This window comes from Rhodococcus sp. NFXS4, from assembly GCF_058139645.1.
This window is the reverse complement of the sequence record NZ_CP192221.1, coordinates 3,253,168-3,276,631: the sequence shown is the minus strand read 5'-3', so window position 1 is coordinate 3,276,631 and position 23,464 is coordinate 3,253,168. Positions and strand designations below refer to the sequence as shown.

General features: G+C 68.3%; 27 protein-coding genes and 1 tRNA gene. 18 read left to right on the top strand and 10 right to left on the bottom strand.

Annotation, left to right across the window (positions count from 1 at the left end; genetic code table 11):
• Positions 1–8: 8 nt before the first annotated feature.
• Genes J4E04_RS15345 through J4E04_RS15335 form a run of 3 tightly spaced genes read left to right on the top strand, consistent with a single transcriptional unit; the run spans position 9 to position 2,098 of the window.
• Positions 9–590 (top strand): FtsB family cell division protein, encoded by a 582-nt coding sequence (locus J4E04_RS15345; protein WP_328810176.1) that lies wholly within the window; start codon positions 9–11, stop codon positions 588–590.
• Positions 591–638: 48 nt separating this feature from the next.
• Positions 639–1,154 carry a DUF501 domain-containing protein gene (locus J4E04_RS15340; protein ID WP_027504060.1) on the top strand — a complete coding sequence of 172 codons (516 nt, stop codon included), beginning with the start codon at positions 639–641 and terminating at the stop codon, positions 1,152–1,154.
• Positions 1,151–2,098, top strand: coding sequence for a Ppx/GppA phosphatase family protein (locus tag J4E04_RS15335; RefSeq protein ID WP_490148950.1), 948 nt, complete (start codon positions 1,151–1,153; stop codon positions 2,096–2,098). Before J4E04_RS15340 ends, J4E04_RS15335 begins: the two co-directional genes overlap by 4 nt.
• Here J4E04_RS15335 and J4E04_RS15330 read toward each other — a convergent pair whose 3' ends face one another.
• Positions 2,099–2,443, bottom strand: coding sequence for an MmcQ/YjbR family DNA-binding protein (locus J4E04_RS15330; protein WP_222638284.1), 345 nt, complete (start codon positions 2,441–2,443; stop codon positions 2,099–2,101).
• A gap of 146 nt (positions 2,444–2,589) precedes the next feature.
• Between J4E04_RS15330 and J4E04_RS15325 the strand changes: the two genes are divergently transcribed.
• The 7 genes from J4E04_RS15325 (at position 2,590) to J4E04_RS15295 (ending at position 7,239) form a co-directional block, all read left to right on the top strand.
• Positions 2,590–4,023, top strand: a complete 1,434-nt coding sequence (locus J4E04_RS15325) for a short-chain fatty acid transporter (RefSeq protein WP_490148949.1) — start codon at positions 2,590–2,592, stop codon at positions 4,021–4,023.
• A gap of 42 nt (positions 4,024–4,065) precedes the next feature.
• The gene (locus J4E04_RS15320; RefSeq protein ID WP_490148948.1) at positions 4,066–4,905 is read left to right on the top strand and encodes a sulfurtransferase; all 840 of its coding nucleotides are present in this window, start codon (positions 4,066–4,068) and stop codon (positions 4,903–4,905) included.
• Positions 4,906–4,934: 29 nt separating this feature from the next.
• Positions 4,935–5,008, top strand: a tRNA-Leu gene (locus J4E04_RS15315).
• 199 nt (positions 5,009–5,207) lie between these two features.
• Positions 5,208–5,405, top strand: coding sequence for a hypothetical protein (locus J4E04_RS15310; RefSeq protein ID WP_222627594.1), 198 nt, complete (start codon positions 5,208–5,210; stop codon positions 5,403–5,405).
• Complete coding sequence (locus J4E04_RS15305; protein WP_222627592.1) at positions 5,402–5,653, top strand: hypothetical protein; 252 nt, start codon at positions 5,402–5,404, stop codon at positions 5,651–5,653. The genes J4E04_RS15310 and J4E04_RS15305 overlap by 4 nt, the downstream gene beginning before the upstream one ends.
• Before the next feature lie 50 nt (positions 5,654–5,703).
• Positions 5,704–6,498 carry a GAF and ANTAR domain-containing protein gene (locus J4E04_RS15300; protein WP_490148947.1) on the top strand — a complete coding sequence of 265 codons (795 nt, stop codon included), beginning with the start codon at positions 5,704–5,706 and terminating at the stop codon, positions 6,496–6,498.
• A gap of 60 nt (positions 6,499–6,558) precedes the next feature.
• Positions 6,559–7,239 (top strand): haloacid dehalogenase type II, encoded by a 681-nt coding sequence (locus tag J4E04_RS15295; RefSeq protein WP_222638282.1) that lies wholly within the window; start codon positions 6,559–6,561, stop codon positions 7,237–7,239.
• A 139-nt stretch (positions 7,240–7,378) separates the two neighbouring features.
• On the opposite strand, the gene J4E04_RS15290 is transcribed toward J4E04_RS15295, so the two are convergent.
• The 3 genes from J4E04_RS15290 to J4E04_RS15280 form a co-directional block, all read right to left on the bottom strand.
• Entirely contained in the window at positions 7,379–8,047 is a 669-nt protein-coding gene (locus tag J4E04_RS15290) for a VOC family protein (RefSeq protein ID WP_490148946.1), read from the bottom strand.
• A gap of 100 nt (positions 8,048–8,147) precedes the next feature.
• Positions 8,148–9,074 (bottom strand): aldo/keto reductase, encoded by a 927-nt coding sequence (locus J4E04_RS15285; protein WP_490148945.1) that lies wholly within the window; start codon positions 9,072–9,074, stop codon positions 8,148–8,150.
• A 48-nt stretch (positions 9,075–9,122) separates the two neighbouring features.
• Positions 9,123–10,352, bottom strand: a complete 1,230-nt coding sequence (locus tag J4E04_RS15280; protein WP_490148944.1) for a DUF3500 domain-containing protein — start codon at positions 10,350–10,352, stop codon at positions 9,123–9,125.
• A 176-nt stretch (positions 10,353–10,528) separates the two neighbouring features.
• On the opposite strand from J4E04_RS15280, the gene J4E04_RS15275 reads away from it, so the two are divergent.
• Both J4E04_RS15275 and J4E04_RS15270 read left to right on the top strand, forming a co-directional pair.
• Positions 10,529–11,458: a glycoside hydrolase family 43 protein gene (locus J4E04_RS15275; protein WP_490150559.1), complete on the top strand. Its 930-nt coding sequence runs from the start codon at positions 10,529–10,531 to the stop codon at positions 11,456–11,458.
• A 24-nt stretch (positions 11,459–11,482) separates the two neighbouring features.
• Positions 11,483–11,899 carry a hypothetical protein gene (locus J4E04_RS15270; RefSeq protein ID WP_490148943.1) on the top strand — a complete coding sequence of 139 codons (417 nt, stop codon included), beginning with the start codon at positions 11,483–11,485 and terminating at the stop codon, positions 11,897–11,899.
• Between the two features lie 22 nt (positions 11,900–11,921).
• Here the strand turns inward: J4E04_RS15270 and J4E04_RS15265 are convergent, their stop codons facing one another.
• Complete coding sequence (locus J4E04_RS15265; RefSeq protein ID WP_490148942.1) at positions 11,922–12,260, bottom strand: DUF8129 domain-containing protein; 339 nt, start codon at positions 12,258–12,260, stop codon at positions 11,922–11,924.
• Positions 12,261–12,306: 46 nt separating this feature from the next.
• Positions 12,307–13,587 (bottom strand): serine/threonine-protein kinase, encoded by a 1,281-nt coding sequence (locus J4E04_RS15260; protein ID WP_490148941.1) that lies wholly within the window; start codon positions 13,585–13,587, stop codon positions 12,307–12,309.
• Positions 13,588–13,745: 158 nt separating this feature from the next.
• On the opposite strand from J4E04_RS15260, the gene J4E04_RS15255 reads away from it, so the two are divergent.
• A complete protein-coding gene (locus J4E04_RS15255) occupies positions 13,746–14,960 on the top strand; it encodes an EAL domain-containing protein (protein WP_490148940.1) in 1,215 nt (404 codons plus the stop codon).
• Positions 14,961–14,972: 12 nt separating this feature from the next.
• Here the strand turns inward: J4E04_RS15255 and J4E04_RS15250 are convergent, their stop codons facing one another.
• The 3 genes from J4E04_RS15250 to J4E04_RS15240 are packed head-to-tail and all read right to left on the bottom strand — an operon-like array spanning position 14,973 to position 18,342.
• A complete protein-coding gene (locus J4E04_RS15250) occupies positions 14,973–16,565 on the bottom strand; it encodes an ABC-F family ATP-binding cassette domain-containing protein (RefSeq protein ID WP_027504048.1) in 1,593 nt (530 codons plus the stop codon).
• A 30-nt stretch (positions 16,566–16,595) separates the two neighbouring features.
• Complete coding sequence (locus tag J4E04_RS15245; protein ID WP_490148939.1) at positions 16,596–17,594, bottom strand: NADP-dependent oxidoreductase; 999 nt, start codon at positions 17,592–17,594, stop codon at positions 16,596–16,598.
• Positions 17,595–17,628: 34 nt separating this feature from the next.
• Positions 17,629–18,342, bottom strand: a complete 714-nt coding sequence (locus J4E04_RS15240) for an SDR family oxidoreductase (RefSeq protein ID WP_490148938.1) — start codon at positions 18,340–18,342, stop codon at positions 17,629–17,631.
• A 153-nt stretch (positions 18,343–18,495) separates the two neighbouring features.
• On the opposite strand from J4E04_RS15240, the gene J4E04_RS15235 reads away from it, so the two are divergent.
• Positions 18,496–18,729, top strand: coding sequence for a hypothetical protein (locus J4E04_RS15235; protein WP_155956902.1), 234 nt, complete (start codon positions 18,496–18,498; stop codon positions 18,727–18,729).
• Between the two features lie 10 nt (positions 18,730–18,739).
• Here J4E04_RS15235 and J4E04_RS15230 read toward each other — a convergent pair whose 3' ends face one another.
• A complete protein-coding gene (locus J4E04_RS15230; protein ID WP_027504044.1) occupies positions 18,740–19,636 on the bottom strand; it encodes an alpha/beta hydrolase fold domain-containing protein in 897 nt (298 codons plus the stop codon).
• 58 nt (positions 19,637–19,694) lie between these two features.
• On the opposite strand from J4E04_RS15230, the gene J4E04_RS15225 reads away from it, so the two are divergent.
• The 4 genes from J4E04_RS15225 (at position 19,695) to J4E04_RS15210 (ending at position 23,451) form a co-directional block, all read left to right on the top strand.
• Positions 19,695–20,543, top strand: a complete 849-nt coding sequence (locus tag J4E04_RS15225) for an SDR family oxidoreductase (RefSeq protein ID WP_490148937.1) — start codon at positions 19,695–19,697, stop codon at positions 20,541–20,543.
• 48 nt (positions 20,544–20,591) lie between these two features.
• Entirely contained in the window at positions 20,592–21,176 is a 585-nt protein-coding gene (locus J4E04_RS15220) for a TetR/AcrR family transcriptional regulator (RefSeq protein ID WP_027504042.1), read from the top strand.
• A gap of 40 nt (positions 21,177–21,216) precedes the next feature.
• The gene (locus J4E04_RS15215; RefSeq protein ID WP_490148936.1) at positions 21,217–22,758 is read left to right on the top strand and encodes an AMP-binding protein; all 1,542 of its coding nucleotides are present in this window, start codon (positions 21,217–21,219) and stop codon (positions 22,756–22,758) included.
• Positions 22,759–22,839: 81 nt separating this feature from the next.
• A complete protein-coding gene (locus J4E04_RS15210; protein ID WP_082544607.1) occupies positions 22,840–23,451 on the top strand; it encodes a vitamin K epoxide reductase family protein in 612 nt (203 codons plus the stop codon).
• The last annotated feature ends 13 nt before the right edge of the window (positions 23,452–23,464 follow it).

The following is a 23,464-nucleotide window of genomic DNA, read 5'->3' as shown; positions in this document are numbered from 1 at the left end:
GCTCACCGATGGCGGACCGGGACTCTCGACGCAGTGCGGCACGGCCGGGTGGCCGTTCGCCGCGCCGTGACGCGCGTCCCGGTCGATCCACGCGCCGCGACGGGTCCGGGTCCTCGCAGCCCCGGACCGTCGCCGGCGCGGTCAACGACGTCGTCACCGAGGGTGCCGCACTGGTCGGTCGGCGCGGACGCCGCCGCGGCGGCGAGAAGAAGGAGCGCACGTTCCTCGGCCTGTCGACGGGCAAGGCCGTCGTTCTCGCCGTGGTGATCTGCGCTCTCGCCCTGACTCTCGCAGTTCCGTTGCGGACGTACATCTCCCAGCGCGGGGACGCCGCCCAGGTGGCCGCCGAGCGAGTGGCCTTGGAACAGCGCGTGGCCGAGCTCCAGATCCGCAAGGACCAGACAGAAGATCCGGCCTACATCACCGCACAGGCACGCGAGCGCCTCGGTTACGTCATGCCCGGCGAGACCCCCTATCAAGTCCAGTTGCCCGGCGCGCGTGCACGATCGGACATCGAGAACGATCCGCCGCCGCCCCCGCCCGGACCCTGGTACAGCGACCTGTGGTCCACGGCGACCACCCCACGGTGACGCCTCGGCGCACGCCGATCCACCCGATCCGGAAATGAGTCAGACCCAGTGAGCGACGTGTCGCGCGAAGACCTCGACGCCGTGTCCGCCCAGCTCGGACGAGAGCCGCGCGGCGTGCTCGAGATCGCCTACCGCACCCCGGACGGCCGTCCCGCCGTCGTCAGGACGGCGCCGAAGCTGCCCGACGGAACGCCGTTCCCCACCCTCTTCTACCTCACGGATCCGCGTCTGACGGCCGAGGCGAGCCGCCAGGAATCCGCCGGTGTCATGCGCGAGATGACCGAGCGGCTGCAGCAGGACGAGGAGCTCGCCGCGGCCTACCTGCGTGCCCACGAGGCGTATCTGGCCGAGCGCAACGAGATCGAGTCGCTCGGAACCGATTTCACCGGCGGCGGGATGCCGGACCGGGTCAAGTGTCTGCACGTGTTGATGGCGCACTCGCTGGCCAAGGGGCCGGGTGCCAATCCGCTGGGCGACGAGTCGGTGGCGCTGGCCGCCGAGGGGCCCCTGCGTGGCACGGCCCTGCCCGCGGACTGGCCCACCATCGAGGAGCTCCGAGCATGAGGGTCGCTGCGATCGACTGCGGAACCAACTCCATCCGCCTGCTCGTGGCCGACGTGGACGACGACGGTCTTCGCGATCTCGCGCGTGAGATGCGTGTGGTCCGGCTGGGGCAGGGTGTCGACGCGACCGGGTCGTTCGCACCCGAGGCGATCGACCGCACCGAGGCAGCGCTGCTCGAGTACGTCGACATCATCACCGCTCTGGGCGGTGTCGACGCGGTGCGCATGGTCGCGACGTCGGCCACGCGCGACGCCGACAATCGTGATCTCTTCTTCGACATGACGCGCCGGACCCTCGCCTCCGTCGCGGACGGTGCAGTGGCCGAGGTCATCTCGGGCGACGAGGAGGCTCGTCTGTCCTTCGCCGGGGCGGTCGGCGATCTGGATCCGGACGAGGGGCCGTTCCTGGTGGTCGATCTCGGCGGCGGCTCCACCGAGCTGGTGCTCGGAGATGCCGACGGCGTGCGCGCCGCCTTCTCCGCCGACATCGGATGTGTTCGGCTCACCGAGCGGTGCCTGCGCACCGATCCACCCACCGAGGCCGAGCGCAGGGCAGGGCAGGCCTTCACCTCGGAGCGCCTCCAGCCGGCGTTCGACGCGGTACCCGTGAAAGATGCCCGCACCTGGGTCGGGGTTGCCGGGACCATGACCACCCTCTCGGCCGTGGCACAGAATCTTCCCGCCTACGATCCGGACGCGATCCACTTGTCGCGCATCCCGTTCACCGATCTGCGCGACGTCTGTGATCGTCTGCTCGGCATGACGAGAGCGGACCGTGCCGTGCTCGGCCCGATGCATCCCGGTCGCGTCGACGTCATCGGCGGAGGATCCCTCGTCGCGGCCACACTCGCCGAACACATCGGTGCCGAAGCCGGAATCGACAGCCTGGTCGTGAGCGAGCACGACATCCTCGACGGGATCGCTCTCAGCGTCGCCGGGCGATGATCACTCCGGTCTCGGCCCGAGCTTCCTGACGGTCACCGGAGCGCGGCACTCCCACGCTTCCTCGATCAGTTCACGAAGCTCGTCGACGTCCACCTCGGGTAGTCGCACGAGCACCGACGCGTGACCCTCGTAGTGATCAGTGGTGAAGAACGCTGCCGGGTTCGAGCTGATGAGGGCCTCGCGGTCCTCGACGCTCGGTCTGCGGAGCAGCAGAACGTCGGGCATCTCGTGGACCCGTGCGAACAGTCGGTCCTTCACGCGGAAGCCGGGAGTGCCGTACGACGGCTTCTCCGTCACCTCGCGCAGCGCGAGTGCGATACGTCGGACGTCGTCCTCTGTCGCCATGGACGCAGTGTGCCACCTGCAGTCCTGCATCGCCGCAGATCGAGGGTGCAGTGATGCCTCTTGCCTTCGGGCGGACGCACGGGAAGGGTCGATCGAGGCCGTTGTGGTCCCCGACACACCGATCGCTCGACGACCAGGAGGTCACCATGGCAGTCCGCGACACCGACGCACCCGCGGAGAAGGGGCTGGCGCGAACAGCCCAGGCACTGGCCCGCGGCACCGAGAAGTGGTTCCCCGACGCCTACATCTTCGCGCTGGTCGGCGTGCTCGTGGTGGCGATCGCCGCGTTCGCGAACGGATCGTCGCCGCAGAACGTGGTCGACGCGTTCGGCAACGGATTCTGGGACCTGACGGCGTTCACTCTGCAGATGGCCATGGTCGTGCTCACCGGGTACGTCGTGGCCACGTCGCCACCCGTGGCGCGGCTGATCACGAGACTGGCCGCGCTGCCGAACAATCCACGCACGGCGGTCAGCTTCGTCGCGCTCATGTCGTGCTCGGTGTCGTTCCTGAACTGGGGTCTCAGCCTCGTCTTCGGTGGACTGCTCGCTCGTGCCATCGCCCGGCGACGCGATCTGAGCGTCGACTACCGCGCGCTCGGCGCCGCGGCGTTCATGGGCCTGGGCGCGGTGTGGGCACTGGGCATGTCGTCGTCCGCGGCGCAGCTCCAGGCCACCGCGAGCTCGCTCCCGTCGGCCCTGCTCCGCATCACCGGAGTCCTGGACTTCGGCACCACCATCTTCACGTGGCAGTCACTGGTCATGTGCGTGATCATCATCGTGCTGACGGTGATCATCGCGCACCTCTCCGCTCCCACCGGTGCGGCGATCAAGACCGCCGAGGCCATGGACGTGAATCTCGACGACACCATCGCCGAGCCGCCGACGCGCACCCGTCCGGGCGAGTGGCTCGAGTACAGCCGCATCCTCCCGATCCTCGCCGGGGCGATGACGCTGGGATGGCTGGTGTCGCAACTGCTCTCGAAGCCCGTGCTGTCGGTGGTGAGCAGCCTCAACGGCTACCTGCTGGTGTTCCTGATGCTGGGACTCGTGCTGCACGGCACACCGCGACGGTTCCTCGATGCCGTCGCCAAGGCCGTACCCGCCACGGCGGGGATCCTGGTGCAGTTCCCGCTGTACGCCGCGATGGCCGCGATTCTGACCACATCCGAAGGGCGGGGCGGAGTCACGGTGTCCGAGCACCTGGCCACGTTCTTCACCGAGGTCGGCGGTGGCGGAGCCTTCGCTGTGGTCATCGCCGTCTACACCGTGATCCTGGGACTCTTCGTCCCGTCGGGCGGAGGCAAGTGGTTGGTCGAGGCGCCGTACGTCATGCAGTCCGCCACCGACGTGCAGATGAACCTCGGCTGGACCGTGCAGATCTACAACGTGGCCGAGGCGCTACCCAACCTGATCAACCCGTTCTTCATGCTGCCGTTGCTCGCCGTCCTGGGTCTGCGAGCGCGCGATCTCATCGGATTCACGTTCCTGCAGTTCCTCTTCCACTTCCCGGTGGTGCTGCTGCTCGTCTGGCTGCTCGGGACGACGTTCACCTTCGAGCCGCCCGTGATCCCTGCCTGACCGAGCGGTGCGCGCGGCACACCGAGTCGTACTCTGATCGCCATGTCGGAGATCCTGGTGACCGTGTCGGAGTTGTCCGCAGCGCTGACGTCGCCGCGTCCGCCCGTGCTGCTCGACGTGAGATGGGCACTCGGTGATCCCGCCAACCACCAGCACTATCTCGACGCGCACATCCCCGGCGCCGTCTTCGTCGACCTGGGCTCGGAACTCGCCGGCCACGGGGAGCCCACCGAAGGGCGGCACCCTTTGCCCCGACTCGACGATCTGCAGATGTATGCGCGGCGATGGGGCATCGACGCCGACTCGTCCGTCGTCGTCTACGACGCCACCGGCAACATGGCTGCGGCTCGGGCGTGGTGGCTGCTGCGCTGGGCGGGCGTCGAGACCGTGCGCATGCTCGACGGTGGACTCGGCGCGTGGCAGGCGGCCGAACTACCCACGCGGTCGGGCGAGGAGACCGCGCCGCGGGCTGGAGACGTGACGCTGTCCGAGGGCCATCTGCCGACGGTCACGGCAGACGCTGCCGCCACATTCCCCGGTCGTCTTCTCGACGCACGTGCGGGGGAGCGGTACCGCGGGGAGGTCGAGCCCGTCGATTCCCGTGCCGGCCACATTCCCGGCGCTCTCAGCGCGCCGACGTCGGACAACGTGACCGTCGACGGGACCTTCGCTGCGCCTGCTGTCCTGCGAGATCGGTTCACGACCATGGGTATTCGACCCGGTGACGAGGTGGCCGTCTACTGCGGTTCCGGTGTGACCGCGGCGCACGAGATCGCAGCGCTCGCACTCGCCGGTATCGATGCGGCCTTGTTCCCGGGATCCTGGTCCGCGTGGTCGTCGGATCCCGCGCGACCGGTCGAGACGGGACCAGGCGTCTCCTGAACGGCCCACGATAGGCTGGCCTCGAGCAGGCCCCTATAGCCCAATTGGCAGAGGCAGAGGACTTAAAATCCTTGTGTTCCGGGTTCGAGTCCCGGTGGGGGCACCGACACCGTCCTTCCGTCCTCTCGGCACGCCACGTCGATACGTTCGTGGTGTTTACAGGAACTCCCTACGGGTATCGACCTGACCCAGCGCGGTCGACGCTCCGAGCCGCGCGCTCGTTCCCGGCCGGGCGACGGCCGGAGACCAGGCATCGGCCCGACTGTTCCACGACTCGTCCGGTGTCGGAAAGGGAGAACGCCATGGTGTCGAGAGCAGACGACATGGACCGGACGGCCGACGTCGACGACGTGGTGGCGATCGTGCAGAGACGACGCGCTGCCGTACGAGAGAACGCCCCCGCAGAAGAGGTGTTCAGATTGATGGCACTCGAGCGACTGCTCGCCGAGCGTCGTCGAACGGGCGGCGGGCTGCCCGCGACGCTGAGCGATGCGTCATGACCGGGGACATCGGCGTCGAGGTGGACCAGGTGTTCGAGGCCCGGCCGTCACGGGGATCGATGTACATCCCGGTCGACCTCATCCCGTTGCTCAGCGCCCACTTCGCATCGCACCGCGACAGGTTGCTCGAGTGCGGTGACACCTGGCGCGCCGCGCGAGCGGAGCGAGTGCTCGACGAGTTGGCGAATGCCTTCACCGTGGGCGTGGCCCGATCGGACACCGGAGACGCGGCAACCGACGAGCCCTGAAAGGACTCGGTGATCTCATGCTCGAGAAGCACTGTGAGGACGCACGGCACATGGCTCGGAGCCCCTCGGATGCGGCTCTGACCTCCGTCGCCGAGGTGGTCGGGAAGATGACCTCGTTCCTCGAATCCATCGGAGACGTGGACGCGACGCTGGAGCAGATGTGCGACAACCTCGTCGACGCCGTACCCGGAGCCGACGCGGCAGGCGTGACAGTCATTCGACGGGGAAGACCGGTGACGATCGTGGTCACCGACGGGTGCGTCCGAGCTGTCGACCGTGCTCAGTACGACGCCGACGAGGGCCCGTGCCTGGAGGCCGCGGCGACCCGGACGCCGGTCCGTGTGACGAGCGGGGTTGCCGCGCAGAGGTATCCCGAGTTCTGGACACGGAACGCGGACACGGGAATGCGGAGCTTCCTGTCCACACCGGTGTCGGTGGGCGATGAGCGCTACGGGGCTCTCAACCTCTACAGCCGGAGCGATCACGGGTTCGAGTACGCGGACGCGGACACGTCGACGATCTGTGTCACCGTGGTGGAGTCGTTGCTCGCGATCGCCCGGCGAGCCGACGACGCCCAACGTCAGGTGGACGGTCTTCGAGCGGCGCTCGAGTCACGCGCGGTCATCGATCAGTGCAAGGGCATCGTCATGGTCGTCCTCGACATCACGGACGATCAGGCTTTCGCACTGATCAGGTGGCGGTCGCAGGAGACGAATACTCCAGTTCGGCTGTTGTGCAGACAGATCCTCGCCGATCTCAGTGCTGAACCACTGGGCGAGGGACTCGAGTCCATTGTGGGAACCGTCCTCATGACCGCGCACACCCGGGTGGCGGCGGGCGGGTGACAGTCGGCGACACGGATGGGCTCGGGGTTGGCGTCTCCCCGCGTCGGGTACGCCGGTGGCATGGCAGAACCCGTTGCTCCTGATGTCGTCGTGTTCGATGTGGTCGGCACACTCGCCGATCTCGACATCGTCCGCGACAGGTTCATCTCGGTGGCGCCGCCGTCGTCGTCGTTCGACGGATGGTTCGCGCACCTGTTGCGTGACGGCATGGCGCTGACCCTGTCCGGTGCGTACGAGCCGTTCGCCGTCGTGGCATCGTCCGCTCTGCGGGCGTACACCCGTGGGTTCGTCTCCGACGCCGACATCGAGCACGTCGTCGGAGGGTTCGCCGAGACGACACCGCACCCGGACGTCGTCGCGGCACTCGACGCCGCTGTCGCCAGTGGTGCGCGAGTGTTCACCCTGTCCAACGGAAGCGCGGACTCGACAGCAGGGTTCCTCGACCGGGCGGGTGTGTCCGATCGGGTCGAACGAGTGCTCAGCATCGACGACGTCCGCGCGTGGAAGCCGGCAGCGGCGCCGTACGAGCTGGCGGTGTCGAGCGCCGGAGTCACAGCGGACCGGTGCGCGATGGTGGCGGTGCACTCCTGGGATCTCCAGGGCGCAGGACGCGCGGGAATGCGCACCGGATGGTGCCGCCGCGAGGAGAAGGTGCCCAGTGCCGCCTTCGGCGAGGCCGACGTCTCGTCGCAGACGCTCGACGGTGTGGTGCGTGCACTGTTCGACTCGACCGACGAGTGAGCAGCCACTGCCAATCGACGACGAACAACGGCACGCCGGCCGCGCAGAGCGAATTCGGTGCACTGAACCGCGTACAGCGCGGACTGGTGCACCGGATTCCACCGCCCGATCGAGCGCTGGGGCCACCGCGCCGGACTCGTCATCGGTCGGACCACACCATCGTCGTGATGCAGAAGGGATGTCCGGCCGGATCGAGGAGAACAGCCCACCGAGAATCGACCTGTGACTCGGACTGTCGCGCGCCACAGGATTCTGCGTACCGGACTGCACCGGCCAGGTCGTAGCCCGCGTCGATGTCCAGATGCATCACGGCGGTTCCGGGCCACTCGGGAGGTGTGTACTCCTCGACCTTCTGCGCCACCAGGACGAGCCCCTCATCGGTGCGCATCCCGGACGCCTGGTCGTCACCCCAGAGTCGACGACCACCGAGGAGGGCCAGATAGAACCGAACGAGTTCCTCCGGATCGGCGCAATCCAGAGAGATGCCTGCGGTGCGTAATGGCCCCCTCGTCGTCGGGGCGACGTCGCGCTCGCGCTCCACGACGTACCGCCGTTCGATGCCCGCCGTCCGTCCGCCCCACTCACTCGACGAGACTCGCTCCTGATGTCGTGCGAAGGCGGCGTCGTCGGTGAAGTACTCGTCCACCTGCCACACGAGGGGGTCGTCGCTCTGCTGGACGTCGAAGGACACGCAACCGGGCTCGGCCCGCGTCAGCTCGACATGGCGGGGCAGACACTCCGACACGACGGCCGACTCGGCATCGTCCCGACAGATCAGCTGACCGCTGAGGTGGACGTGCGTGCGCATGCGCTGCTCCTCGTCGATGTGCTGCTGAGGGGTGTTCGACGACGATTCTCTCCTGCGGGCGCGGGAATCCCGGTGTTCGGGAGTGCATGGTTCACCGGGGTCACGGCAACGTGTGCCCTGCAGCGCGGAAGAGGCGGTACCACTGCTCCCGGCTCAGAACCACGTCCGAACCGGCGGCAGCTTCCCGCACGCGGCCGGGGTTGGTGGTTCCGAGCACCACTTGAATGTTCGCCGGGTGCCGGGTGATCCAACCGGTGGCGATCGCGGTGGGCGTGGTTCCGAACTGGGAGGCGAGCTCGCGGAGCGCGTCGTCCAGTTCGGGGTAGTTCTCGCGATCACCGAGGAACACGCCGTCCGACGTCCCCTTCTGGAACGGTGACCACGCCTGCAGAGTGACGCCGTTCAGTCGCGCGTGATCGAGCAGACCGTTGTCGCGGTCGACCGACTGCTCGAGCCCGGCGATGTTCGCCGCGAGACCGGCCGCCACGAGCGGTGCATGCGTGATGCTCAGCTGGACCTGGTTCACGATCAGAGGCTGTCGCACCTCGGTCTTCAGCACCTCGATCTGTCCGGGAGTGTGGTTCGAGACTCCGAAATGCCGCACCTTGCCCGCCGTGTGCAGCGTGTCGAAGGCCGCCGCGACTTCGGCCGGCTCCACGAGGGTGTCCGGCCGGTGCAGCAACAGGACGTCGAGGTGATCGGTACGCAAGGCGGCGAGAGACTCGTCGACGGTGGTCAGGATGTGCTCGGACGAGAAGTCGTAGAACCCTTCTCGGATGCCCACCTTGCTCTGGACGATGACGTCGTCTCGATCCGACGCGAACGACACGGCGTCGCCGAACCTGCGCTCGCAGGCGTGACGATCGCTGCCGTAGATGTCCGCGTGGTCGAAGACCGACACTCCCGCATCACGCGCGGTGCCGACGAGTGTTCGGATCTCCTCGTCGCTCAGCGTCTCGATGCGCATGAGGCCGAGCACGACGCTGGACGCGCGAAGATCGGTGCCGGGTAGCTCGTAGGTCTTCATCTGCACCTGACTACCCGCCGCGAACCGCCCGGCGCAACCGTGGAATCGTCAGAAGCCCCCACCCGGCATCGCGCCGCCGCCCATTCCGGTCGACTCCTGTTGCGTGACACTGTTCGCGTAGTCGTTGCTCGGGTCGCGGTAGGTGGTGTGGACGTGGCCCCACCCCGAGGTGGTGACGCCCGCGACGTCCGCCCCGGCCGAACCCTGCTGTGCTGCGAACTCGACGTAGACGTCCGGTCCGCTGATCTGGAAGTGGATTCCGTCGCCCTGGCTCATGTCGTAGGTGGTCGCGCCGGACCAGTTCACGTAGGTCGTGTCGAGCGTCGCCTCGATGGTCGCGAGCGCGTCGGCGGTGGTCTCCTCGTCGGCCATGCCGGCCCAGTTCGCGATGACCTGGAGGAGCAGTTGCTTCTGCTCGTCGGTGAGGTCGGCGCCGGAAAGTCCGGTGCCGGTAGGGAAGTCGCAGGTGCTGCCGGGCGCGCACACCATGGCCGCGACGTCCGATCCCTGGTACAGGGTGGTCTTCTGCTCGTCGGTGAGGCTGTCGTAGAAGGCGAAGGCGTCGGTGTAGATGCCGTCGAACGGCTGCACGTCGGTGCCGTCGGCAGTGGTGTACTCGGCGGGTTGGACGCCGAGGTGGGTGGGGGCGAAGGTGACGGCGTCGGCGGCGCCGTCGAGGGTGGCGTTGATGCCGAGGTGGTGTCCGCCGAACTGGATCTCCCAGGCGCTGGTGTCGGACGGGTCGCCGAAGAAGGCGATGTAGTACTGGCCGAGTGAGTCCTCGGTGGAGGTGCTGTTCTCGTGCAGGTACTCGTCGCCGCCCATGATGCCGGTGACGGTCGAGTAGGCGTCGTCGCCGAGCATCGACTCGAGCACGGTCATGGCGGCGGCGCGCTGCTCGTCGGTGAGGTCGGCGAGGTTCAGGCCGGCGCGGTCGACGAACGTGACGGGGAAGTTGGACCAGGACGTCGTCTTGGTCTCGTCGTCGTAGGCATAGGTGACCTGCTCGCGCTGCGCGTCGGTGAGCGTCGCCAGGAAGGCCTCGGCGGCCGTGGCGCTGTCGCTGATCGTGGCCGCGGTGGTGGTCGCGCCCTCGGTGACGGAGGCGGTGGACACGGCGGCCTCCTGGCTCGTGGTGGCGGAGGCCGGTGTCGCCGCGTTCTCGGTGGCGGCGCTGCAGCCGCCGAGCAGCAGACTGCCGGCCACGAGAACAGAGGCGAGGGCCGTGCGGCCGCCTCGCGGGAAGCCGGCGGGTGTGGGGGTTCTGTAGAACATCATGGGTCGGACGTTACGAATGCTTCCTGCACCCGCGGTGCGAGGACGCTGGACGTTTCCTGTGAACGACCTGCGTAACGATCCCGCACCGATGTGAATCATGGTGCAGATGAGACAGATGGGACTGGGAGACTGCATCGGTGACGACCCTCCGACGCAGGCGACTGTCCGGCCTACCGATGGTGCTTCTCGCCGTGGCGAGCCTGCTCGTCGCCGCCCCGGCGAGCAGTGCTGCCGCTCCAGCGGAATGGACCTACACGATGGTCGCGTTCAGCAATGCCAGCGACCGTGACCTCGACGTGTATCGGTCGTCGGACGGGACCACGTTCACGCCGGAGCGTACGTCCGCGTTCCGACCGCCGTCGGGACTGATGCGGGACCCCAGCATCTTTCGCCACACCGACGGGTCGTACCGCCTCACCTACACGACGGCCGACGGTGCGAACATCGGCTTCGCTCGCAGCCCGGACCGGGTGAACTGGACGTTCACAGGTACCCAGCCGGTGCCGTTCTGTTGCGCGTTCATGCCCGGCACCGGAGACGGCAAGGGCCCACCCATCCCGTTCTTCTCCGAGTCGGCAGGCTTCGCCGACGGCCCGTCGCTGTCGCCGTTCGTCACCAAGGCCTGGGCTCCGGAATGGTTCGTCGACGGTGACCGGGTGCACGTCATCCTGTCGTTGTCGACCGGCGGCGGATTCGTGCCGTACCTGATGACGGCGCTCGACGCGTCCCTGAGTTCGTGGAGCCTCCCGGTGCCGCTCGACGGGATCGGAGCCGACCACATCGACACGACGATCGTGAAGGTCGGATCCACGTACCACGCGTTCACCAAGAACGAGACGAAGAAGTTCGTCGAGCATGCCGTCGCGCCGACCGTGCTCGGGCCCTACCGCTTCGTCGCCCCCGGCGCGTGGGGTTCCATGGTCGAGGGTCCGGCTCTGGTCCAGCTGCCGAACGACGTGTGGCGCATCTACCTCGATGCCTACATCGACGGGAAGTACCTGTACTCCGACAGCACGGACGGTCTCGCCACATGGTCCCCGGTGCAGGAGCTGCCCGGGGTGTCCGGAACCGCGCGGCACTTCGGTGTGATGCGAGAACCCGCGTGATCCGCACCGGACGTCGCTGACGACGTGGGACGAGTCGTCGCCGCGGGACTCACCGGTGTCCTGCTCGGTCTGCTGCCCGGGCTGCTGTGGATCGTGTCCGCCTTCGTCGGTCTGCCGCCCGACGCGTCCGTGGCGTTCCCCGTGGACGGGTTGCTCGTCCTCTACGTGGGGAGCGTCGCGGCGGCATACGTTCTCGCGCTGCTCGCCGTGTTCCTGACGCTGAGGCTGACCTCCGATCCTCTGGTCCGGCGCACGACGACGGCGGTGGCAGTGGCGCTTCCCCTCGGCGCGGTGGTCGCGACGGCGGCCGCACTGGGAGCAGGCCTGCTGTTCTCCTTCGACGCGTCCGTGACCATGTGGTCCGCCCTGACGATCGTCGTCGTGCTCGTCCTCGCGAGCACCTTCGCCGGCGCACGACGCTGGGCGCACACCGACCGGTGAACGCCGCGCGGACCCAGCGTCGTCAGGGCTTGCCGCGTGCCGGGGTCTGGTACGCGACGCCGTGCCGGAGCGGCGTGTGGTCGGTGGGGGAGTGCTCCGGACCGACGTTCGACTGCCGCGGGGTGTCCGACACTCCGGGAGCGGCGGACGGGTCCCCTCCGGAGGGTTCGGCTCCGGCGCGCAGTTCGCCGAGACGAGCAGTGAGAATCTGAAGCACCTGAGGGCGGTTCGCCGCATCGCGCTCGTGAGCGATCAGCCGCTCCATCTGATCCTGATCGAGCGATCGGCAACGGTGCTGAATGGTCCCCACCGTGAGCTGGTCGTAGTCGGGTAGTGGTGTGGTCGCGTCGTCTGCAGTCATGGGTGCGGCCTACCCGAGCTGTCACGCCACAAACGAGGGTGATCAGTCAGCGATTGCCATTACCGTTCCCGGAGTTACCGTTGCCGTTCCCGGGATTGCCGTTCCCGGAGTTACCGTTGCCGTTCCCGGAATTGCCGTTGCCAGAGTTGCCGTTCCCGGAGTTGCCGTTGCCGGGTGCTGCGGGTTGCGGAACGACGGGTGCGGGAGCGACCGTCGTCGTCTCGACGACTGGTGGCGCGACCTCCGGGACCGTCTCGGGAACCGGGACAGGGGTGGCCGTCGGCTCCGACGTCGTCTCGACCACCACGGACGTGCTCGGCAGCGGCGGCTCCGTCGTCGGTTCACCGTCCGACCCCGCTCCGCGGATCGCGAGCACCGTGACGAGCGCCGCGCAGATTCCCAGCGCGGCGAGTACCCACGGCACGGCGGATCGACGGCCCGACACGACGGCGGCCGGCGTCGCCATCGGGGTCGCGAGGACCGCGGTGTCGGTGTCCTCGGTGAGGGTGTGCAGCCGGTGAGCCACGTCGGCGGCGGTCGGGCGCGCCGTCGGCGTCCGGGAGGTCATGTCGGTCAGCAGCGACACCCACGTAGGCCCGAGTTCGACGGGGATCACCGGGTCGCGATGCAGACGGGCTATCGCGGCGGCGATCGCGCTGCCCTCGAACACCATTCGTCCCGTGAGGCACTCGGTCAGGACCAGGCCCAGCGAGTAGACGTCGGAGGCCGGCCCCGTCGCCTCGCCGGTCGCCTGCTCCGGGCTGAGGTAGTGCGCCGTCCCGACGGCGGTGCCGTGCTCGGTCATCGGGTCGGAGTCGACGATGCGCGCGATACCGAAGTCGGTGAGCTTCGCTCGCAGTCCCGCGTCGTCGTCGCGGGTGATCAGGATGTTGGCAGGCTTGACGTCGCGGTGGACGATGCCCGACGCGTGGATGTGTGCCAGTGCCTGCGCCACCTGGTGGCCGATCTGCCGGACCACCTCGGGCGGCAGGGCGCCGCCCGCGCGGAATGTGGACAGCGTGGTGCCGTCCACGAACTCCATCACCAGGTAGGGCCCGTCGTAGCCGACGACGTCGGACTCGGAGCCGGCGTCGTGGAGCGTGACCAGGCCGGGGTGGGTCAGCGACGCGAGGGTGCGCATCTCGCTGTCGATGCGTCGACGGTCGTGCGGCGTGTGGTCGTCGCTGCGGAACAACTTCACCGCCACGGCCCGGCCCAGCGTCCGATCGGTCGCCCGGAACACGTCCGAGACGCCACCGCGGCCCAGGACAGGTCCGAGGAGGTAGCGACCGGCGACGATGCGGGGTGCGGCCACCTGCTCAGCCATTCATCGCACCTGTCGACCGGTTCACCATGGGCATTGATCCTAGGGCGGGTCGGCCATTGGTCACGCAGAGCCGCGATGTCCGACTCGAACGGAACTCGAGGCACACTGTGTGGCCGGGTGGGGACGTCGGAGCAGTTGTGGATCGGAAAGGGCATGTGGTGGACGCACCCCCTCTTCTTCCCGGACCGATCGACACCGTCTATCAGCCCATCGTCGATCTGAGGAATCGCTCGATCGTCGGCTACGAGGCTTTGACCAGGCCGGCGTCCGGCGGCTCACCCGAGGACTTGTTCGCCGAGGCCGAGCGCCGGGGTGTGACCGCCGAGTTCGATTGGCTCTGCCGCGTGTCCGCAGTGCGTGGCGCAGCGGAAGCGGGACTCCCGAGTGAACTGGCGTTGTTCGTGAATTCCGAACCCGCCGCCCTGGACGCCCCACCGCCGGATTTTGCACGCGGTGCGCTCGTGGACGCCGCCGACCAGTCCATCGTCGTGGAGATCACCGAGCGTGACCTGATGGCGGATCCGGCCGGAATACTGCGTGCGGTCGCGCACGCCCGAGACCTGGGGTGGCGTATCGCCGTCGACGACGTGGGGGCGGACTCGTCGAGCCTCGCGCTGCTGGCGTTGCTGCGACCGGACGTCGTCAAGCTGGAGATGCGCCTGGTCCAGCAACCGTCCACGCCGGAGACGATCGCGCTCCTTGCCGCGGTGGCCGCGGAGACCGTGCGAACGGGCTCCGTCGTCGTCGCCGAGGGAATCGAGAATGCTGCGCACGAGGCCCGCGCCCTCGAGCTCGGTGCCTCGTGGGGGCAGGGCTGGTACTTCGGCGCACCCGGCCCGCTACCGCGTTTCGACGCCGTGCCGCGTCGACCGCATCCAGGGCTGGCCGGCCCCGCTGTGACGGTGCGTGCCCCGGTGGCCGTGACACCCTTCGGGCTCACTCACGGCCGCGGGTCCGCGGTGCGGACCACCCCGGCCGCGCTGGCCGACCTGGAGGCGGATCTGCTCCGTCGTGCCCTGGGGTGTGGGCCGACATCGTTGGTGCTCGTCACGGTCCCGGAGCCGGAGACGATGATCGGGACTCGGCGGCAGCTGCTCGATCAGCTGTCCGAGCGAAGTGCTCTGACCGTGCTGTTCACCGCGGGAGACGCGCGATCGCTGGCCGGCCACCATCGAATCGTCGTGATCGGACAGAGCGAGCCGCTGGCGAGAGAACACTCGATCGTGGTGGTGGACCCGGAATTCGCCGCGGCGCTGACCGCGGTGCCGTGCACCGCGGACGGGGAGCCGTGTGTGGAGTATCGACTCACCCGCGACCGTGATCAGGTGCTCGACGCGGCCACGCTGCTTCTGCACCGGGTGCCGCCGCGCTGAGCGAACCCCGGGCTACATCTGCACGCCGGCGATCTTCTGCACTCCGCCCCGGCCGTCGAAGGCGAGTTGGCGGAAGGCCACCTTCTCGATGAAGAAGCGGTCGTGGCTCACCACCACGACGGCCCCGGGGAACGCCGTCAGCGCTCGCTCGAGGACGTGCGCGCTCGGGAGGTCGAGATGGTTCGTCGGCTCGTCCAGCACGATGACGCCGGCTCCGAACAGGAGACACTGGGCCAACGCGACGCGTGCCTGTTGACCTCCGGACAGCGTTCCGATGCGCTGCTTCTGTTCGGCCTCGGAGAACTGCAGCAGAGCGAGGAAGCGTGCCACGTCCTTCCGGGTCGCGGTCAGTGCCAGACTGTCCGGCATCGCGTTGACCGCGTGCGTGACGGTGTCGTCCGGATCGAGGTTCGCGAGCACCGTGTTGTAGTGAATGAACGCGGGCGCCTTGACCTTCCACTTCACCGTTCCGGAGTCGGCGGGTGCGAGCCCGGTCAGCACGTCGAGGAGCGTGGACTTCCCGCAGCCGTTGGGGCCGGTGATCGCGATGCGGTCGCCCCGATGGATCTCGAAGGAGAGATCCGCGAACAGTGGATCGCCGCCGTGCCCCTTCGTGACGCCGTCGACGACGCAGAGGTCGTCGTGCACGTGCAGTCCGCTGTAGATCGACGTGATGATCTGATCGACCGGTCGAGGGGTCTTGCTCTTCTTGATCGACGCCAGTCGCCGCTTCAGCACGCCGCTCGGATTCTTCGCGGCTTCCTTCCGGTCGGTGATCGCGTCCTGCTCGTAGGCCAGGAGTTGCTGCTCGGTGCTGAACTCCTTCTCGAGGTTCTTCAGTCGGAACTGCTTCTGCTGCACGTACTCCGAGTAGCTCCCGTCGTAGGTGTGCAACCGGTTGTTCTCGATCTCGACGATGGTGGTCACCACCTGCTCGAGAAAATGGCGATCGTGGGAGACGAGGAGCAGTGCGCCGCGGAAGTCACGGAGCCACCGCTCGAGCCACGTGATCCCGGCGACGTCGAGGAAGTTGGTCGGCTCGTCCAGAAGGAGGACGTCGGGCGATTCCAGGACGATGCGGGCCAGCGCGGCTCGGTTGCGCCATCCACCGGACAGCTTGTCCACCGGCAGTTCTCGACGCTCGGCGTCGAAACCCAGCATCGACAGGGCGGTGTCGATCTGCTGGTGGTACGTCCATCCACCGCCGACCTCCATCTGCTCGAGCAGCTCGGCCTGGCGGTCGACGAGGCGGTACATCTCCTTCTCGTCGATGTCGCCTCCGAGCGCCGTCTCGACCTCGGCCAGTTCGGTCTCCACCGCCCTGATGTCCCCGAAGAGCGACTCGAGTTCGGCGGTGATGCTGCGATCGCCGTCGAGCTCGGAGAACTGGGAGAAGTAGCCGATCCGAGCACCCTCGGTGACGTCCACCGTGCCGGAGTCCGGCGCGACGCGACCCAGGAGCAGCTGCAGGAGCGTGGTCTTGCCCGACCCGTTACGGCCGGTGAGGCCCACCCTGTCTCCGTCGGAGAGACGGAAGAACACCTCGCGGAGAACGACTTTCTGCTCGTACCCGGCGGTGACGTCGTTCATGCGAATCCAGCTCATCGCGACGACGCTACCGGGAGCCGCCGTCGGTCAGGTGACGGGAAGGGTGGCCACGATCTTTCCACGGTTCCCGCCGGCGGACATCGTCGACAGCGCCTCGGGGATCTCGTCGAAGGTGATGGTGCGGCCGACGACGGGACGGAGCGCCCCGTTCTCGATCAGGGCGGCGATCTCCCGTAGCTGACCGCCGTCCGCGTGCATGAACAGGAATTCGTACGACACATCGGCTTTCGCCGCCTGTCGACGAATCTTCCGGCTGATCACCGCGATGGCCGTGCGGACGACGATGTTCAGGCCTGCGTCGGAGGCGAAGGCGGGGTCCGGCGGGCCGGTGATCCCGATGGCCTTGCCACCTCGCTTCAGCACGCGGAGCGAGGTCTCGAGTGTCTCACCGCCGACGCTGTCGAGCACGAGGTCGACGCCGGACAGGGTGTCGAGATCGTCGGTGTGGTAATCGATCACGACGTCGGCGCCCAGTTCCCGCAGGAAGTCGGCGTTGCGCGCACTGGCCGTGGTCACCACGGTCGCTCCCAGATGTTTCGCGAGCTGGACGGCGATGGTGCCCACACCACCGGCCCCCGCATGGATCAGCACCGTCTGACCTGCCTGCAGGCCGCCTCGCTCGACCAACGCCTGCCACGCGGTGAGCGCGACGAGGGGCAGCGACCCGGCCTCGGCCATGCTGATGCCGGCCGGTTTCGGTGCCACGTCGGACTCGGGAACGGCGACGCGCTCGGCGAAGGTGCCGATCTGATCGGTCGGTGGCCGCGACCAGACCTCGTCCCCCGGTGCGAAGGACCGCACCGCCGAGCCGACTGCGAGAACGGTGCCGGCGACGTCGTGACCGAGTGTGCGGGGAAGAGTGTACGGAAGTATCTGCGTGAACTCGCCGAGACGGATCTTCTCGTCGAGCACGTTGAGACCGGCCGCCTCCACTCTGATCAGGACGTCGTAATCACCGACGATCGGCTCCGGAACATCCCGTTCGACGAGAGGGTGCTTGTAGCGGGTGAGAACGAGTGCGCGCATCGTGAGCCTCCTGAGTTCTCTTCGGCCGGTCGAATCAGACTGTGGTGGGGCGGGATCCGGGGTACAGGGCGTCGAGTGGTCCGGCCAGTGCGGCCTTGGTGCCGACGGTCAGCTCGTCGGCGAGCACCTCCGTCTCACCTGCCTCGACTCCGTCCAGAACGGCCGCGACGAGCTGCTCGGTCGTCAACTTCGGCCCGTCGGCGCCCGCCGCCATCGCGGTGTCGACGTACCCCATGTGCACACCGGTGACGAGCACGCCGTGGGGCGCCAGTTCGAGACGCAGGGAATTGGTGGCCGCCCAGAGGGCCGCCTTGGACGCGCTGTACGCGCCACCGAAGTGGTACCAGCTGGCGACCGAGTGCACGTCGATCAGCACGCCCGCGCCGTGAGCTATCAGTGCCGGCGCGAAAGCTCGCGCCACGAGCAGGGGACCGAAGAAGTTCACCTCCATGGTGGCGCGGATGTCGGCGACCTCGACGTCGAGCAGGCTGGCGCCGGGCGGAAGTGCGCCCGCGTTGTTGATCAGCACCGTGACGTCCGCGGCCTGTGCGGCGGCGGCCTCGACGGACGCGGGGTCGGTCACGTCCAGGGTGACGGGAACGATGCGGTCGTCGTCCCAGTCGCGCGGCGTCCGGGCGCTGGCGTACACCTTGGCGGCGCCGCGGGCGAGGGCATCGTGGACGAACTGCGTACCGATGCCACCGTTGGCTCCGGTGACAAGGACGACGGATCCGGCGAGAGTGGTCATGACGAGCTCGATTCTGTGAGGTTATATGACTGTACTCAGAACCGAGCATGGTCATGTTTTGTTCCGCGCTGCGGCACCGTCGTCGTTCCCGCGTGACGAGACTCGCACCCCCCTCGGGGGTAGTCCGCGCCCGGTGCGGGGTACACCCCGCTGGTGACGAGACGAGTGACGTTCAAGCGATCCGTCGCGCAGGCGATGGCCTTGTTCGCGGTGCTGGGCCTGTTCTGGGCGCTCGTCGGTGCACGCCTCGACCAGGATCATCCGTTGCGCACCATGGTCGTGGTCGGCTGCAGTGTGATCGGCGCCGGGTGGTTGTTGCTCGCCGTGGTCGTCGTCGTTCGTCTTCGGCGTCTCCGCGCGCGTCGTGATGCGGTGAGCGACACCTGACGCAGCGACGTCAGGGCGCGGTCGTGAGATCGCGTATCAGGGCGTCGACGATGCTGCGCCGCGCGCTCGCCCCCTCGGGTGTGGGAAGCAGGGGGTAGACGTGGATCGCCCCGGGACACTCGGTGCTGCGGATGTCGACGCCCGCTGCGCGCGCCTCGTCCACGAACGCCCGGACGTCGGGCAGGAACAGATCTCTATCCCCGATCAGGACGTGAACGGGCGGTAGTCCGCGCGTGGGCCCGCGCAGTGGACTGACCACGGGATCGTCGAGGTCTCGACCGTTCGACCACGTCCGCGCCACATGTCGCAGGCCGACGCTCGACAACCACGGGTCGCGCGCCTCGACATCGGGGATCGCCGGGTTCGTCAGCGCGAGATCGAGCCACGGGGAGATCAGGCAGAGATGAGACCCCGGTCTGCCGGCTGCCGCGAGCCGTTGCGCGAGCCCGAGGGCGAGGGTGCCGCCGGCGGAATCGCCCATGATCGCGGTGTGGTCGATCCCGTGCTCGGACACCATCCGTTCGTGGACCGACGTCAGGAGGGGGTAGGCGTCGTCCACGGTGTGATCCGGAGCCAGACCGTAGTGCGGTACCGCGACAGCGAGCCCCGCCTCGGTGAGCTGATCGACGAGCGACCAGTGCTGAGCGGCGATCTCGCTGACGAACGCTCCGCCGTGGAGATGCAGGACGCCGCCGACGCAGGGTCGGTCGCGCGGACGCACCACGTCGACGGGCCGTCCCGCGACCTCGAACCGCTCGATGTCGTGCCGTCCCGCCATGCGCGCCGGCGGAGTCGGAGAGTCCTTCGGCCGCCGCATCCGGCGGTCGGCACGAGCCTCGGACGCCATCGTCCGCTTCGCCGTCGCCCGCATGTACAGCGCCACCGCGCGCATCTGCCACGTCGCCATGAAAAAGTCTCCTGGTCGGTGATCGTCCGGCGGCCATCGTGTCACGAGAGGAAATCCCATGAACGTCACCCGAACTCCCGTCGCGGTCACCGGATCGACCGGCGCACTCGGCGGCGCCGTCGCCGCGTCGCTCGCCGCTGCGGGCGCGTCGCAGCGTCTGCTGGTGCGGAACGCCGGTCGCGCGCCGTCACACCCGGGTGCCGACGTCGCGCAGTGTTCCTACGCGGACGCGACCGCCGCGGTGCAGGCACTCGCCGGGATCGAGGTCCTGTTCATGGTCTCGGCCTCCGAGAGCGCCGATCGTGTCGACCAGCAGAGGACGTTCGTCGACTCGGCGGTCGCCGCCGGCGTGCGCCACATCGTCTACACGTCGTTCGTCGGCGCCGCGCCGGACGCCGTCTTCACCCTGGCCCGAGATCACCACGCCACGGAGAGTCACATCCGGTCCACGGGTATCGGGTTCACGTTCCTCCGGGACAACTTCTACCTCGACGTCATGGAGCACTTCGTGGGGGAGGACGGTGTTCTGCGCGGACCGGCGGGGGAGGGGCGTGCCGCGCTCGTCGCCCGCGTCGACGTAGCGCGCACCGTTGCGGCGGTGCTGAGCGACCCTGCCCGTCACATCGGCCGGACCTACGATCTGACCGGGCCCGAGGCGCTGTCGATGACGGAGGTGGCCGCCACACTGTCCGACGTCCGGGGAGTCGACGTGCGGTTTCACGACGAGACGGTGGCGGAGGCCTACGAGTCGAGGGCACGGTGGGCGGCACCCGCCTGGCAGAACGACGCGTGGGTGTCGACCTACACGGCCATCGCCTCGGGAGCTCTCGCCGACGTCTCGGGTGACGTGGAGGAGATCACCGGACGCCGACCGCTCTCGTTCCGGGAGTTTCTCACCGTCGGCTGAGCACGAGCACGGTCGGTATAGTGCACTGCATAGAACGAGAGGAATCCCATGCCCAGGCAGAGCACCGCCCGTACCGACATGTTGCGCAGCGCGGCGCTGCTGTTCCGGGAGAAGGGTGTCGAGGCCACCTCGGTGGCCGACGTCATCGAGCATGCCCATGCGCCGCGCGGATCGATCTACCACCACTTTCCCGGAGGGCGCCCGCAGCTCGTCGAGGAAGCGACACGGGGCGCGGGTGACTTCATGGGATCGATGATCTCGGCGGGTCTCGCGTCGCGGGGACCCGAGCACACCATGGCCTCCATCGTCGGGTCGTTCCGTGACCAACTCGTCGCGACGGATCACGTCGCGGGGTGTCCCGTCGGTGCGGCGGCCGTCGAGGGGCCCAACACCCCGGGTGCCCGCGACGCGGCAGGTGCGGCCTTCACGTCGTGGGAGAAGATCATCGCGGACTCTCTGTGCGAGCGCGGTGTCGCTCGTGACGACGCGGAACGCGGTGCGACCCTTGCCCTGTCGGCCATCGAGGGCGCCCTCCTCATGTGCAAGGCGCAACGGAGCACGCGGCCGCTCGACGTCGTCGAGGAGTGGCTCGTCGGCATGATGGCCGACCTGCTGGGCACCGCCTCTCGGTGAACTGCGCCGCACGGCGCGGAGCCTTGTTAGTGTCGGTCGAATGTTCGTCCCGTTCAGTGTCACCGACTTCCTCGACCGCGCCGCCGCCGTGTACGGAGACCGGGTCGGGTTCGTCGACGAGCCCGATCAGCCCGCTCCGAGCCTCGGATCGCCGACCTATGCCGAGATGGCGGACCTCGCCCGGCGGCAGGCCGCGAAACTCGACGATCTGGGTATCGAGCGTGGCGATCGAGTGGCGATCGTCAGCCACAACGCGGGCCGTCTGCTCACGTCGTTCTACGGAATCAGTGGCTGGGGCCGCGTCATCGTTCCCGTCAATTTTAGACTCCGGCCGGACGAGGTGCGGTACATCATCGAGGACTCCGGTGCGCGCGTGCTCTACATCGATCCGGAGCTGAAGGACTCGCTCGGCGACGTCGAGTGCGAACACGTCGTCGTTCTCGGTGACGACCAGAATCTGTACGCTCCGCCGGGATCCACTCCGGCACCGTGGGATCCGGACGAGAACGCAACCGTTGCCATCAATTACACGTCGGGGACCACGGCTCGCCCCAAGGGTGTCCAGATCACGCACCGCAACATCTGGGTCAACGCGGTCACCTTCGGCATGCACGTCGGCGTCAGCGATCGCGACGTCTACCTCCACACCCTGCCCATGTTCCACGCGAACGGCTGGGGACAGCCGTTCGCGATGACGGGAGTCGGTGCGCAGCACATCGTCCTGCGCAAGGTCGACGGCGCCGAGATCCTGCGCCGCGTGCGCGATCACGGCGTGACGGTGATGTGTGCGGCCCCCGCCGTCGCGGCAGCCGTGCTCGATGCCGCGCAGTCGTGGGAGGGCGAGATCCCCGGCCGGGATCGGGTGCGCATCATCATGGCCGGTGCGCCGCCACCGACGAAGACCGTTGCGCGCGTGGAGCGTGAACTGGGGTGGGAGTTCATCCAGATCTACGGGCTCACCGAGACGTCCCCTCTGCTGACCGTCAACCGCACTCGCCAGGAGTGGGACGATCTGGAACCCGAGGAGCGTGCCGCGAAGCTCACTCGGGCCGGCGCCCCCGCACTGGGTGTCCGACTCGACGTCGACCCGACCGGCGAGGTGTTGGCGCGATCCAACGTCGTCATGGAGGGCTACTGGGGGCGGCCCGAGGAGAGCGCCAGAACGCTGGACGGCGGCTGGTTCCACACCGGTGACGGCGGCCTCATCGGCGACGACGGCTATCTCACCATCGCCGACCGCAAGAAGGACGTGATCATCACCGGCGGCGAGAACGTCTCGTCCATCGAGGTCGAGGACTGCCTCTTCTCCCATCCCTCGGTGAGCGAGGTCGCCGTCATCGGGGTGCCGAGCGAGAAGTGGGGCGAGACGATCAAGGCCTTGGTGGTGCTCGCGCCGGACGTGGACGCCGGCCCGGAGACGGAGGTCGACCTCATCGCGTGGTGCAAGCAGCGACTGGCCGGGTACAAGGCGCCGACCACCGTTGAGTTCCGGGACGAGTTGGCGCGCACGGCCACCGGCAAGCTGCAGAAGTTCAAGTTGCGCACGCCCTACTGGGACGGGATGGACCGCGAGGTCAACTGACTCGCCGGAGCCGATCTCTCAGGGAGGCTGTTTACACTCGGGGACTCGACCACTCTCCGACTCTCCGACGGGATCTCACCGATGACGATGTCCTCGCTGTCCGACGACGACGTCGACGTGGACCGTCCGTCTCGCGGAACCCCGGCGCGCGTGCTGCCGTGGGTCCTGCTGATCGGCGGGGTCGTCGGATTCGCGGCCGCCTGTGTGCTGACCTACGAGAAGATACGACTGACGGCGGACCCGTCGTACGCGCCGACGTGCAACCTCAACGCCGTGGTCAACTGCGGCTCGGTCATGGCATCACGCCAGGCGGCCGTCCTCGGATTCCCCAACTCCTTCATGGGGGTGGGCGGCTTCGCCATCGTCGCCATGGTGGGCGTCGCCCTGCTGATGCGCACGCGTCTCGATCGGTGGTTCTGGGCAGGGCTGCAGGTGGGGGTCACCGCGGCCGTCGCCTTCGTGCACTGGCTCATCGTGCAGAGCCTGTACGAGATCGGTGCGCTCTGCCCGTACTGCATGGTGGTGTGGGCCGTCACGGTGCCCGTCTTCTGGTACGTGACGGTGGTGAACGTGTCGGCTCTGGCGGGACCGGGCCGGACGAGAGACCTGCTGACGCGGTACCACGCCGTCCCCCTCGTCCTCTGGTATCTCGTGCTGGCAGGACTCGTCGTGCAGAGGTTCGTGCTCGGCTGACCACGCCCTCCGG

Coding starts and splice junctions, on each gene's coding strand:
- J4E04_RS15345 (WP_328810176.1), top strand. CDS start 9: ATGGCGGACCGGGACTCTCGACGCAGTGCGGCACGGCCGGGTGGCCGT.
- J4E04_RS15335 (WP_490148950.1), top strand. CDS start 1,151: ATGAGGGTCGCTGCGATCGACTGCGGAACCAACTCCATCCGCCTGCTC.
- J4E04_RS15330 (WP_222638284.1), bottom strand. CDS start 2,443: ATGGCGACAGAGGACGACGTCCGACGTATCGCACTCGCGCTGCGCGAG.
- J4E04_RS15325 (WP_490148949.1), top strand. CDS start 2,590: ATGGCAGTCCGCGACACCGACGCACCCGCGGAGAAGGGGCTGGCGCGA.
- J4E04_RS15320 (WP_490148948.1), top strand. CDS start 4,066: ATGTCGGAGATCCTGGTGACCGTGTCGGAGTTGTCCGCAGCGCTGACG.
- J4E04_RS15310 (WP_222627594.1), top strand. CDS start 5,208: ATGGTGTCGAGAGCAGACGACATGGACCGGACGGCCGACGTCGACGAC.
- J4E04_RS15305 (WP_222627592.1), top strand. CDS start 5,402: ATGACCGGGGACATCGGCGTCGAGGTGGACCAGGTGTTCGAGGCCCGG.
- J4E04_RS15300 (WP_490148947.1), top strand. CDS start 5,704: ATGGCTCGGAGCCCCTCGGATGCGGCTCTGACCTCCGTCGCCGAGGTG.
- J4E04_RS15295 (WP_222638282.1), top strand. CDS start 6,559: ATGGCAGAACCCGTTGCTCCTGATGTCGTCGTGTTCGATGTGGTCGGC.
- J4E04_RS15290 (WP_490148946.1), bottom strand. CDS start 8,047: ATGCGCACGCACGTCCACCTCAGCGGTCAGCTGATCTGTCGGGACGAT.
- J4E04_RS15285 (WP_490148945.1), bottom strand. CDS start 9,074: ATGAAGACCTACGAGCTACCCGGCACCGATCTTCGCGCGTCCAGCGTC.
- J4E04_RS15280 (WP_490148944.1), bottom strand. CDS start 10,352: ATGATGTTCTACAGAACCCCCACACCCGCCGGCTTCCCGCGAGGCGGC.
- J4E04_RS15275 (WP_490150559.1), top strand. CDS start 10,529: ATGGTGCTTCTCGCCGTGGCGAGCCTGCTCGTCGCCGCCCCGGCGAGC.
- J4E04_RS15265 (WP_490148942.1), bottom strand. CDS start 12,260: ATGACTGCAGACGACGCGACCACACCACTACCCGACTACGACCAGCTC.
- J4E04_RS15260 (WP_490148941.1), bottom strand. CDS start 13,587: ATGGCTGAGCAGGTGGCCGCACCCCGCATCGTCGCCGGTCGCTACCTC.
- J4E04_RS15250 (WP_027504048.1), bottom strand. CDS start 16,565: ATGAGCTGGATTCGCATGAACGACGTCACCGCCGGGTACGAGCAGAAA.
- J4E04_RS15245 (WP_490148939.1), bottom strand. CDS start 17,594: ATGCGCGCACTCGTTCTCACCCGCTACAAGCACCCTCTCGTCGAACGG.
- J4E04_RS15240 (WP_490148938.1), bottom strand. CDS start 18,342: ATGACCACTCTCGCCGGATCCGTCGTCCTTGTCACCGGAGCCAACGGT.
- J4E04_RS15230 (WP_027504044.1), bottom strand. CDS start 19,636: ATGGCGACGTGGCAGATGCGCGCGGTGGCGCTGTACATGCGGGCGACG.
- J4E04_RS15225 (WP_490148937.1), top strand. CDS start 19,695: ATGAACGTCACCCGAACTCCCGTCGCGGTCACCGGATCGACCGGCGCA.
- J4E04_RS15220 (WP_027504042.1), top strand. CDS start 20,592: ATGCCCAGGCAGAGCACCGCCCGTACCGACATGTTGCGCAGCGCGGCG.
- J4E04_RS15215 (WP_490148936.1), top strand. CDS start 21,217: ATGTTCGTCCCGTTCAGTGTCACCGACTTCCTCGACCGCGCCGCCGCC.
- J4E04_RS15210 (WP_082544607.1), top strand. CDS start 22,840: ATGACGATGTCCTCGCTGTCCGACGACGACGTCGACGTGGACCGTCCG.